The organism is Microcoleus sp. LAD1_D3, from assembly GCF_036702135.1.
GTDB lineage: Bacteria > Cyanobacteriota > Cyanobacteriia > Cyanobacteriales > Microcoleaceae > Microcoleus.
Genome location: NZ_JAUBSB010000060.1, coordinates 24,850 through 36,671 on the forward strand (window position 1 = coordinate 24,850; position 11,822 = coordinate 36,671).

Consider the following 11,822-nt stretch of genomic DNA (forward strand, 5'->3'; position numbering starts at 1 on the left):
TAATGACTTAAATATCGAGTTGTTGCTGAGCGAGGTGATAGTATAGTCCGCGTTCAGCCATCAATTCGTCGTGGTTGCCTTGTTCGGCTAAAATGCCTTTGTCTAGAACCAAAATTCGATCGGCATTACGCACCGTAGACAACCGATGAGCGATAATAAACGCAGTGCGATCGCGACTAATGCGGGCGAGATTTTGCTGAAACCTGCGCTCAGATTCGGTATCCAGCGAAGAAGTTGCTTCATCCAAAACCAAAATCCGGGGATCGCCCAAAAGAGCGCGGGCGATCGCAATTCGTTGTCGCTGGCCCCCAGACAAACTCGTTCCCCTTTCCCCCACAGGAGTTTGATAACCCAGCGGCATATCTTGAATAAAAGCATGAGCTTCTGCTAGCTTCGCCACTTCTATCGCCTCTTCCAAGCTTGCAGAAGCAGCATCGTTGCCGTTTTTATACAGCGTAATATTTTCCAAAATCGTTCCCGAAAACAAAAAACAATCTTGAGGAACAACACCCAACTGAACTCGCAGCGACTGCAAAGAAATGTGCCGAATATCGTGGCCGTCAATGGTTAGCCGCCCCTTTTCTGGATAATAGAAACCTTGCAGCAGCTTTACCAAAGTGCTCTTACCGGAACCGCTGCGGCCGACAATTGCCACAGTTTCTCCAGCTTGCACCTCAAAGGAAAGATTTTGCAGCGTATTGCGTTCCTCATCCTGAGAATAGCGGAAAGAAACATTGTCAAACTTGACGTTTCCCTGAATGCGAGGCAGCACCAGCATTGGCTTGTAAGGGCTTTCTTCAGGTTGGGCAGAGAATACATCATCCAAACGCTCGATCGAAACGAGCACTTCTTGAAACTCGTCCCAAAGTCCCACTACAGACAGCACAGGAGAAATCACGCTCCCAATCATCATATTAAAAGCGACAAATTGACCGATCGTCAACTCATCTTGAATCACCAGCATTGCCCCGTACCACAGCAAAGCCGTGCTGCCCAAAGTATTAATCCCACCCCCGATCACCTGCAAAGAATTCGCCAACTTCTGCCCGCGAAACTTAGCATTAATCATGCAGGTTAACTGGTCTTCCCAGCGCCAGCGCATTTCTCGCTCAGCAGCAGTTGCCTTAACCGTCGCCACCCCAGTAATCATTTCCACCAAAGATGAATTTTGCTTAGCACTTTCGGTAAAAACCTCCCGCGACACTTTTCGCAGAAATGGAGTTGCCACTAAAGTCAAAATCACGATCGGCGGAATCAACGCCAGCACCAACAAAGCCAGACGCCAGTTATAGTAAACCATCAGTCCGATGTAAACTACAGCCATCAAAGCATCCAACCAAGCCGTAATAGCTTGGCGAGTCAAAAATGCCTGAATTTTTTGATTTTCCTGAACCCGCGTCAAGATATCACCCACCTGACGAGATTCAAAAAACTTGATCGGCAAACTGAGAGTGTGACTGATAAAGCCGCTAATTAAAGTCAGGTCAATGCGGTTCGACAAATAATCCAGCAAATACTGTCTCGTTGCACCCAACAGCGTTCGCCAAACACTAAACAGCAGCAGTCCGATCGCAAAAACGTGCAGAGTTACTACGCTTTTACTGACAACCACTTTATCGAGAATTACTTGGGTAAATAGGGGAGTAACTAGACCAAATAATTGGAGCAACAAGGAGAGGATCAGAATTTGGGCGATCGCAGCGCGGTAGGGCCAGACTATGCCAACAAAATTTTTAAGTTTGATGCCTTGATGTTCGGCACTGTGATTGCGGTATAGTTCCGCTGTCGGGTCTAAAATTAGGGCGTACCCAGTCCAATTTTCGGTAAAACTTTTAATGCTCATCCACCGCTTGCCGGCAGCCGGATCAGCCACTAAAACCTGTTGATTTTTAAAGCGGTAAACTGCCACGTAGTGATTGCCTTGCCAGTGAGCAATCCAGGGATTTTGATTTCGCAGCGGAGTTAAAGAAGCTCGCACGGGACGGGTTTGAAATCCCATCCTTTCCGCGGCTTTTGCCAGACTCTTGAGCGACGCGCCGCTGCGGCCGATTTCTGCCAATTCGCGCAAGTAATTTAGGCTGAATTTTTTACCCCAATACTCGCTAATCATGGCTAAGCAAGTAGCTCCACAATCTGCTGCGCTCTGTTGTTGAATGAATGGGTGTCTGCTGCTCAACCACCGCCGCTGCTTGGGTTTGGGAAAGCTGATGATTCCGGCTGCGGGTTTTTTCTGAGCAACTGCGGTTAATTTTGATGGCTCGGTTTTTGAGGTAGAGCTGGCATCTTGGGGCGGCGTTACTAAGCTTAAAATTGGAGGTTTGCGGATGATTTTAGGGCGGGAATTGCTTTCGGAACTAATTGTGGCTTGGGCAATTTCCCACTGTTCGCTGCTAAGCTGGTAAATTAGCAGATTTGTTACCGCTCTCCAGTCGCTCTTTACGTCTGAATCTTCCCAGTTACTGCCGATAAGTGGCGGTGCTTGACCTTGAATTTGACCGCTGCGGAGCCAAAAATGATTGTTGGAGTTTTGGCAATGCTCAGCGACGGAAACTCCGGCAGGAATTCGGCTTTCTTCTATGTAAGTAAGTAAGTGCGGCCACAGAAGCTGTTGTTGGTGGGGAGGGAGCGATCGCACATCTGTTTGTGTCTTGAAAAATATTAACCGCTGTCGCTCTTGAAATTCTTGCTGCAAGTGCTGTTGTAGTTGCGGGAATTCTTCTAAAATAAGCTGCATTGTGGTGGCCGCAATTCGACCGATTTGGCAAGTGCCAGCCGCAATTGCCCTGTAAGGCAGTCCGCTTTCAATAAATCGGTTATCTGTCCCAAATATTGCTCCGACTTCCAGTACCACCGCCGAAATTTCCTGCTGTCGAGAGGCTTCTATTGCTAGCAGCCTGACTCTTCCCTCGCAAACTAAATAAAAATGGCGATCGCTCTGTTCTTGTTCAACTAAATTGTGGCTATTATCCGGTGTTTGATATTGAGTGATTTCATCTCCGAGCTGAAAGTCGCAAATTTCACAGGCTGTATTTAATTGGGCAACTAATGTCTGTTCGCCACCGATTTCCCCAAAAATTTTCTGAATAGCCGGGAAATTTTCAAATGATTCTCGGGTTTTAAAAATGGGATTTTTTACCCCTAAGTTGTTTTTCATGACTTACCCTGTCAAAAATTTGTTTCAATTTATTTGAATTACAACTAACCCGGTTATGAGCAATTTTTATTGGTTTAGTTGCAATTTAGTTGGCTTAAAAACTGTTGGTCGATATGTCCGACTAACACCCCCTTAGTTACGGCATCCCTTCAACGCCTTTAGGATATATAAAATTGCGTTTTTTCAGGATTGTGTGGTGATTACGTAAGTGTGGTTTTGGCTGGCTCTCAGTTTAACTTACAGAATCGTGATTGGGGCTACCTTTAAGGGCAATCTTTACCTAATCTTTATAAAGATACCGTATTATTACGGATAATTATGAAGATTCTGTGAAGGTGGGGAGGCAAATGTTGTGCCCGGTATACGTAGATCTACACAGAAACTGACATTCAGGGTTCAAAAACCATCAATTTTTGACGATCGCTTGTCAAGTCCAGAGCCAGAGCATAGTAAAGAAATATTGATGGCTGTTAGTTTGTAGCAGCAATTCAAGCAATGAATTCACCATCTAATCTGGGTATGTAACGAATTAAAGTAAAGTGGAAAACTCTGCTGTTGATAACGGCCTTCCATTTGGGGGTGACTTCTGTGAGGGCCCAAACCCATCACTATCGATACCCATCACTATCCGTCTAAACCCCGATTAAAAGTATCGGTTTCTCTGCTTAACGAATTTTGTGCGATCGCAGTCAGTGTATTTGTTCTCCAAAAGCATGGAATAGTGTAGAATCCAACAACCAACTACTGCAAATGTCAGCGTCTAATCCGCCAACATCTTCTGTGCCACAGTCCCTGAAACAAGTTCTCAAACATTTTTTTGGCTATAATTCTTTGAGCCCGGGGCAGCAGGAAATTGTCGAAGCTGCTTTACAAAAACTGGCTATGATGATTGTCATCCCGACGGGAAGTGGCAAGTCTTTGTATTTTCAATTACCGACACTGTTGAAACCAGGATTGACGGTGGTGATTTCGCCGTTAATTGCTGTGATGCAAGGCCAGACACTTGTGGCGACTAATTAACTATGCAGAATCCAGCGATTGCCGCCGTAAAATCTAGTTAAATTCTTTTGGGGATGCGAGGAAGGGTACTTTTCGGCACATCTTAGCCGTATCATCTGTTGTTTAGTTCACCCTACTTCATGCCGTTTCACCTGAGTTCGGCTCAGTCAAGGCAACTGCTAGTAATTGAGCAGCCTGCACGTTACTCATTGCGACTTCCCAAATGCCTTTTGCACAATAGCTGTAAAAGTTACGAACAGGAAGAAACAATGAAAGCTACTGGTAAGGTGTATACAATTGATTTGGCTGGGAATCAGTATCAAAGCCCTCGCTACTTGCAAAGTCGCGCGAGGATTAATTCCCTCATCGACCATTATATGTCATTGGAAGTTTTGAGCGATCGACTTTCCGATCTCCCGCAGCAATTTTCCACCCCGCATCCCCGCCCTTGGGAACCCATAGATTGGCAAGGAATCAATCGCGATCAAATTATTGGTGTCAAGCCAGAAATATTTTTACAAATTTTGGCAAGTGCGGCAGCAATAGAAGCTCCCATCCGCAGCTACGGCAGAGAAAGTTGGTGCTACTTACAGCATATTTACCCGCAAATGGCGCGGTTTATGGGAGGAATTTTTGATGCCAACGGCAACATTCTAGAGATAGGTGTCTGGGAAAAAGAAGAACGCCAACATTGCCCGACTTTTAGGAAAATTTACCAGCAACTTACAGCGGAAAAACTGCAAGTTAAACCCAACTCTGTGAAGGGCTGTCAATCCACAGGTGACGCTTGGCAAGATACCTACAAACACGTAATTAGTCGCCTGAGTACCGAGTGGGGAGCTACTTCTGTTTATTTATGGTTGATGGTACACTCAACAGGAGCGTTGCAACAGGCAATTTCCCAGCCTTTACAGGATGAAATCAATCATTTGGCTAAGTTTTGGGGTTTCAGCCGCTGGGCTTTCTCCCAGAGTTATTTCAATCAACTGAAAGGCTCTACCAAAAACCTGATTGCTTTGCTGAAACACCATCAGATTGAACGCACGCACGGCAACGATGTGTTTAATACTTCACTCAGTCTCAAACAGCTTTCTTTGGTGTTGGAATTGACTTTTACATTCACGCGAGTGATGGTGCGTCTGCGGCGCTGGAACCGCGAACTCAGTCGCAGTTATCTCAGACATTTGTTTGGCACTGCGCCGAGGGTTGATGCACCGCGCCAGGTCGCTTAAATCTAAGATATTGCACAAGTTTCAGGAACAGGCATTTTGCCTGTTCCACTCATAGTTCAATTTTATTGTGGGGTAAGGTGCGCCATAAGCACCCAGCTATGTTAAAGTGCGATCGATGTATGTACTCGTTTGCTCGGCATATAGTAGAATTGGTGGAAATAGGGCGGTAATCGGTTTTTGAGGGGATTTTTTAACCGCAGATGCAGGTTGATGAACACTGATAGACGCAGATGATTGAGGGGAGGGGAAAATGAGAATTAAAAAAGTAGCTTTTTGGGATAATTTACGAGAGTGGCGTTTTGAACCGATATATTTTTCCAACTTGGCTTTATTAGTTGGCGTATCTGGTGTCGGCAAAACACAAATTTTGAAAGGAATTTTGAATTTACAACGAATAGCTAATGGTGCTTCATTAAACGGTTTAGCATGGGACGTTACATTCTCGACAGTAAACAATGTAGAGTACCGCTGGCAAGGCGAATTTGAAACGCAAAAAATTCCTGCTATCATTCCTAATGAGGAAGACGAAATTAATAAATTTAGAATTGTGCGAGAACATCTATCCAGAGAAGGAAATGTAATCATAGAAAGAAGCAATAATGAAATTAAATTCAAAGGCGAGATAACGCCAAAATTATCGCCGTTTCAAAGTGCAGTTGAAATCTTAAATCAAGAAGAAGATATTTCACCTGTCCAGCAGGCTTTGAAGGAAATCATTTATAGCGATAATTCTAGCTTGTTAAATGGAATTTATGGTATACCTGTAAGGGTACTATCTATAATTTCAAATAATAATTTTGCTTTGGAAAATCTTCAAGAAAGCGATCTGCCAATTCTTCTAAAACTTGCTTTGATGGCTCGCCATTGTCCAGATATTTTCGATCAAATAAAAACAAAGTTTATCGATGTTTTCGATCAGGTAGAAGATCTTAAAATAGAAGCATTAGAAGATAACGCAAATCCATCTTTCACCCGTTTCCCTATTCAAATAAAAGAAAAAGGTGTTAAGGATTGGATTTTCCAAAACAATATTTCTTCAGGAATGCTGAAAACTCTCATTCATATTAGCGAACTATACTTGTCGCCAGAAGGCACTGTAATCCTGATTGATGAATTTGAAAACAGCTTAGGGATTAACTGCATTGATGTTGTGACAGATTTGATTGTGGAAAATAGAAATATCCAATTCATTCTTACCAGCCACCATCCCTACATAATCAATAATATTGGGATGGAACACTGGAAAATAGTCACTCGCCAAGGTGGGGTGGTAACTGTGAAAGATGCTAAAGATTTGAACTTGGGAAAATCGAGGCATCAAGCTTTTATGCAACTAATTAATCTTGAAGAATACAGCGAGGGAATTAAAGTTTGATGAATCTGTATTTTTTGGTCGAAGGAACACAATCTGAGAGAAAAGTTTATCCTGCATGGCTGGCTCATCTTTTACCGGAATTGCAGCGAGTTGATAATTGCGATGATGTGAATGAAAAAAATTATTACTTGATTAGCGGTGAAGGATATCCTTCATTAATATACGATTTTATCCCGCGTTCGATCGCCGAAATTAACTCCAACGGAAAATACAACTATTTTGTAGTATGTCTTGATGCCGAGGAAAATACTGTTGCCGAACTCACAACAGAAATTTATGAGTTTTTAACTGAGCAGAAATTGAAATTAAACAATACAGAACTTGTGCTGATATTTCAGAATCGCTGCTTGGAAAGTTGGCTGTTGGGCAATCGGAAGATTTATTCCCGAAATCCTCAAAACAAACTTTTGTTAGATTATACTAAATATTACGATGTTTCAGTTAACTGTCCCGAAAATATGGGCAGATATCAAGATTTTAATACTCACGCTCAGTTTCACGGAGCTTATTTGAGAGCGTTATTTGAAGCTAAAAATATTACCTACTCAAAAAAACGACCGGGAGATGTACTCAAGCCATTTTATTTGGAACAGCTATTGGCAAGGATTCAAGTTCAGCCAGAACAACTGACTACTTTCCGTCAATTCATCGATTTTTGTAACAAAATTAAACCAAAATTGTCAACTTAAAAGGCAATAAATAAGAGAAAATAAAAATTAAAAGGTAGAGACAGATTCACAAACTGGCCCTACGCAAGCAGATACAGTTAGGATACATTTCATACTAGATTTAGATAAAACACTTTAATCTCGCACAACTCGCAAAAATAACTATGAACAGCACAGCATCCCATACATCATCTGAAATGACCGATCGCGATCGCGCTAACCTCAGCCGCCTGATCGATTACAGTTCCATCCAATCGATACCCGAAATTTGGGCGATCGTCAAACAACAATTCGGTCAAACCGTCGCCCTCCACGACCCCCACAGCCAACCCGAAATCAAACTCACCTACACCGACCTCTACCAACAAATCCAGCAATTCGCCGCCGGCCTCCAAGCCCTAGGCATCGAACCAAATCCAGGAGAAGCCGTCCCTCCCCGCGTCGCCCTCTTCGCCGACAACAGCCCCCGCTGGCTGATAGCCGACCAAGGCATCATGATGGCAGGGGCCGCAAACGTTGTTCGAGGCGCCACCGCCGACCCCGAAGAACTCCTGTACATCATCCAAGACAGTGGCAGCACCGCCTTAGTAGTCGAAAACCTGGCATTACTGAAAAAACTGCAACACCGCCTCCCCGATTTACCCATTCAACTCATCGTCCTCCTCTCCGACGAAGAACCGGAAACCAGCCAAACCCTAAGCACAGTCAAATTTTCCCAAGTCATGACCACAGGGGCCAACCGTCCCCTCAAACCCACCAACCACAAGCCTCAAACCCTCGCCACCCTCCTCTATACCAGCGGCACCACCGGCAAACCCAAAGGCGTCATGCTGACTCACGGCAACCTGCTGCACCAAGTCACCACTTTAGGCACAATTCTCCAGCCCGAACCCGGCGAATGCGCCCTCAGTATGTTGCCCAGTTGGCACGCCTACGAACGCAGCGTCGAATACTTCCTACTTTCCCAAGGATGCACCCAAATTTACACCAATATTCGCTATTTCAAACAAGACTTTAAAACTTGCAAACCCCATTACATGGTCAGCGTTCCGCGCATCTGGGAATCGATTTACGAGGCCGTACAAAAGCAGTTTCGGGAACAGCCACCTAACAAACAAAAATTGGTGAATTTCCTGTTATCTTCTAGCCAGCAATACATAGAAGCCTGCCGCATTTTCCAAGGATTAACTCTCAGTTTGAAACCGGCTTCTGCTTCCGAAAAACTAATCGCCCGCATCAAAAGCATTCTGTTGGCGCCCGTACACTCCCTCGCCGAAAAATTGGTTTACAAAAAAGTCAGGGAAGCTACGGGAGGACGCTTAAAATGGGCGATTAGCGGCGGCGGTTCTTTGGCCGCGCATATAGACAATTTCTTTGAAATAGCGAATATCGGCTTGTTAGTGGGATACGGTTTAACCGAAACTTCGCCTGTTTTAACTGTCCGTCGCCCTTGGCACAATCTTAAAGGTTCCGCAGGACAGCCGATCGCCCATACGGAAATTAAAATAGTAGACCCAGAAACCAGACAGCAACTGCCCACAGGCCAGCGCGGCTTAGTATTGGCGCGGGGGCCGCAAATCATGGCAGGTTATTATCTTAATCCCCAAGCGACTGCCAAGGCGATCGACCCCGAAGGCTGGTTCGACACCGGCGACTTGGGCTGGCTGACACCGGGAAACGACTTAATCTTGACCGGGCGGGCCAAAGATACGATCGTCCTCAGCAACGGCGAAAACATCGAACCCCAGCCCATAGAAGACGCCTGCGTCCGCAGCCCCTACATCGACCAAATTATGCTAGTAGGTCAAGACCAGAAATCCGTCGGTGCCTTAATTGTCCCCAATGCAGAAGCCGTGCAGAAATGGGCAGAAACTCAGACTCCCCCTTTACACGAAATTGACTGGAATAGCAAGACAATTCAAGATTTATTCCGCAAAGAATTGAACCGAGAGGTGCAAAATCGCCCTGGATACCGCGCGGACGATCGCATCGGCCCGTTCCGGTTGATTCAGGAGCCATTTTCGATGGAAAATGGAATGTTGACCCAGACCCTGAAAATTAAGCGCCCGGTTGTGACGCAACACTACCGCGATATGATTGACGGGATGTTTTGAAATATTCGCAGGACTTGGGGAATGGAAAAGAAAAAATTATCCCAACACCCGAGTCCCAAGTCCGAGTCTTCAGTCCTCAGCCATTAGTTCAGGTTTACCAACTAATGACTAATGCCTAATTCCCAATTGACAAGCAACAACTTTATGGAACCACAATTACTCTTGAAGCGATCGATTAACGTTAAAGTCGTCGTTACTCCCCGCTGGAAAGAAGAAGCTCAACAGCAACTCCAAGCCCAAATCAACCAAATAGACTCTCAGCTACAACAGCTCGAAATGCAAGGGCAGCGGATGGTTTCAGAAATCCAAAAGCAAAATCTGCAGCCCCCAGGCCCGCAAGTAATGCAGCAAATAGAAAACATTCAAGTGCAGGTGAATCAAAGAAAAAGCGAACTGCTAGAACAGAAAAACCAAAACCTGCAACAGCTTCAGCAAGTGCAGGTGCTAGACCTAGAACAAGAAGTGAGTCAAGGTCAAATTGACGGCACATTCACTGTCGGGCTGGGAGAAAACTTGATTCAAAAAATGCAAGTAGAAATTCTCCTCCGAGACGGCATAGTCGAAGAAATTCGAGGTGATATTTAGAAAGTGGTAAGTGGTAATTGGCGATCGGTAATTGGCAATTGATTTAGAGTCAACAGTCACACATCAAGAATGCGAGAGACTGGCATAATAATAAGTATTGCCGGTGGCCGATCGCCAATTATCAATTGCCAAATACCGATTACCTATTACCTATTACCAACACACAAGGACTTTTTACAGATGATTCGCGAAGTTTTCATGCCAGCCCTGAGTTCGACAATGACAGAGGGCAAAATTGTTTCCTGGGTCAAATCCGCCGGAGACAAAGTAGAAAAAGGCGAAACGGTGGTAGTCGTTGAATCCGACAAAGCCGACATGGACGTGGAGTCTTTCTACGAAGGTTATTTAGCAATAATTATCGTACCTGCGGGCGAAGTTGCTCCGGTGGGAGCGGCAATCGCCCTGGTAGCAGAAACGGAAGCCGAAATCGCCACAGCTCAGCAGCAAGGAGCCGCCGCCCCAAGCGCAGCAGCAGCCCCCGCTCCCAGCCCCGCTCCTGTCAGCGCACCTACAGCATCAGCGGGTTTGCAGCAAAATGTCAGCCGCCAAAACGGCCGCAGTGTCGTTTCTCCCCGCGCTCGCAAGTTAGCCAAAGAATTTAAAGTAGATTTGAATTCTCTCCAAGGCAGCGGGCCCAATGGCCGCATTGTCGCAGAGGATGTGGAAGCAGCCGTCGGCAAAGCCCAACCCGCTCCGGTTCAGCAACCGGTAACAGTCCCCGCAGCACCCGCACCTGCACCCGCAGCACCAGCCCCCGCAGCAGCCAAACCCGCCCCCGCACCAGTCCCCGCGGTGGCACTTTCTGGTCAAAGAGTACCGATGAACGCGCTGCAAAATGCGGTGGTGCGGAATATGGAAGCAAGTTTGAGCGTGCCGTCTTTCCGCGTCGGTTACACAATTACTACTGATAATCTCGACAAACTCTACAAACAAATTAAGTCCAAGGGCGTCACGATGACGGCTATGCTGGCGAAGGCTGTAGCAGTAACTTTACAAAAACATCCTCTGCTGAATGCTTGTTATGTGGAGTCGGGGATTCAATACCGCGCTGATATTAATGTGGCGGTAGCGGTGGCGATGGATGGCGGCGGTTTGATTACGCCGGTGTTGCAAAATGCCGATCGCCTCGATATTTATTCGCTCTCCCGCACTTGGAAGGATTTAGTCGATCGCGCCCGCACCAAGCAGTTGAAGCCGGATGAATACAGCACGGGAACTTTTACTCTTTCCAATTTGGGAATGTTTGGAGTAGACAAGTTTGACGCCATTTTGCCGCCGAATCAAGGCTCGATTTTGGCGATCGGTTCTTCGCGGCCACAAGTAGTGGCAAACGAGGATGGTTTGATGGGAGTGAAGCGCCAAATGCAGGTGAATATTACTTGCGATCACCGGATTATTTACGGTGCTGATGCTGCATCTTTCTTGCAAGATTTAGCTAAATTGATTGAGACAAATCCTCAATCTTTGACGCTTTAATTAGTTGGCTGTTGACTGTTGGCTGTTGACTGTTGACGGTTGACAGTCAATGGCTTGCCATCAACTATGTTAAAGGAGCTAATATGGAAAGCTTTTAACAGCTAATAAGCTGTTGCACATTTAAACTGTGATACAAGCATTGCCCTTATTTTTGATTTTGCGACCCCATTTAATTATTAATTGCCCTTCATTTAAGAGGCGGTGCAATAAATACTCTAG

7 protein-coding genes and 1 pseudogene are annotated in these 11,822 nt (G+C 45.5%); 7 read left to right on the top strand and 1 reads right to left on the bottom strand.

Annotated features, from left to right (window positions below):
• Positions 1-7 precede the first annotated feature (7 nt).
• Entirely contained in the window at positions 8-3,154 is a 3,147-nt protein-coding gene (locus tag QUA74_RS24460; RefSeq protein WP_333334301.1) for a peptidase domain-containing ABC transporter, read from the bottom strand.
• Positions 3,155-3,904: 750 nt separating this feature from the next.
• Here QUA74_RS24460 and QUA74_RS24465 point away from each other — a divergent pair.
• The 7 genes and pseudogenes from QUA74_RS24465 to QUA74_RS24495 all read left to right on the top strand — a co-directional run.
• Positions 3,905-4,153: pseudogene (locus QUA74_RS24465) on the top strand (DEAD/DEAH box helicase); the annotation flags it as partial.
• A gap of 119 nt (positions 4,154-4,272) precedes the next feature.
• Complete coding sequence (locus QUA74_RS24470) at positions 4,273-5,385, top strand: hypothetical protein (protein ID WP_333334303.1); 1,113 nt, start codon at positions 4,273-4,275, stop codon at positions 5,383-5,385.
• A 250-nt stretch (positions 5,386-5,635) separates the two neighbouring features.
• Positions 5,636-6,760, top strand: coding sequence for an AAA family ATPase (locus QUA74_RS24475; RefSeq protein ID WP_333334305.1), 1,125 nt, complete (start codon positions 5,636-5,638; stop codon positions 6,758-6,760).
• On the top strand, positions 6,760-7,449 hold the full coding sequence (locus tag QUA74_RS24480) for a hypothetical protein (RefSeq protein WP_333334307.1): 690 nt from the start codon (positions 6,760-6,762) through the stop codon (positions 7,447-7,449). The genes QUA74_RS24475 and QUA74_RS24480 overlap by 1 nt, the downstream gene beginning before the upstream one ends.
• A gap of 143 nt (positions 7,450-7,592) precedes the next feature.
• On the top strand, positions 7,593-9,542 hold the full coding sequence (locus QUA74_RS24485) for a long-chain fatty acid--CoA ligase (RefSeq protein WP_333334309.1): 1,950 nt from the start codon (positions 7,593-7,595) through the stop codon (positions 9,540-9,542).
• A gap of 144 nt (positions 9,543-9,686) precedes the next feature.
• A complete protein-coding gene (locus tag QUA74_RS24490; RefSeq protein WP_006631983.1) occupies positions 9,687-10,127 on the top strand; it encodes a YlqD family protein in 441 nt (146 codons plus the stop codon).
• Between the two features lie 180 nt (positions 10,128-10,307).
• A complete protein-coding gene (locus tag QUA74_RS24495) occupies positions 10,308-11,603 on the top strand; it encodes a dihydrolipoamide acetyltransferase family protein (RefSeq protein WP_333334311.1) in 1,296 nt (431 codons plus the stop codon).
• Positions 11,604-11,822 lie beyond the last annotated feature (219 nt).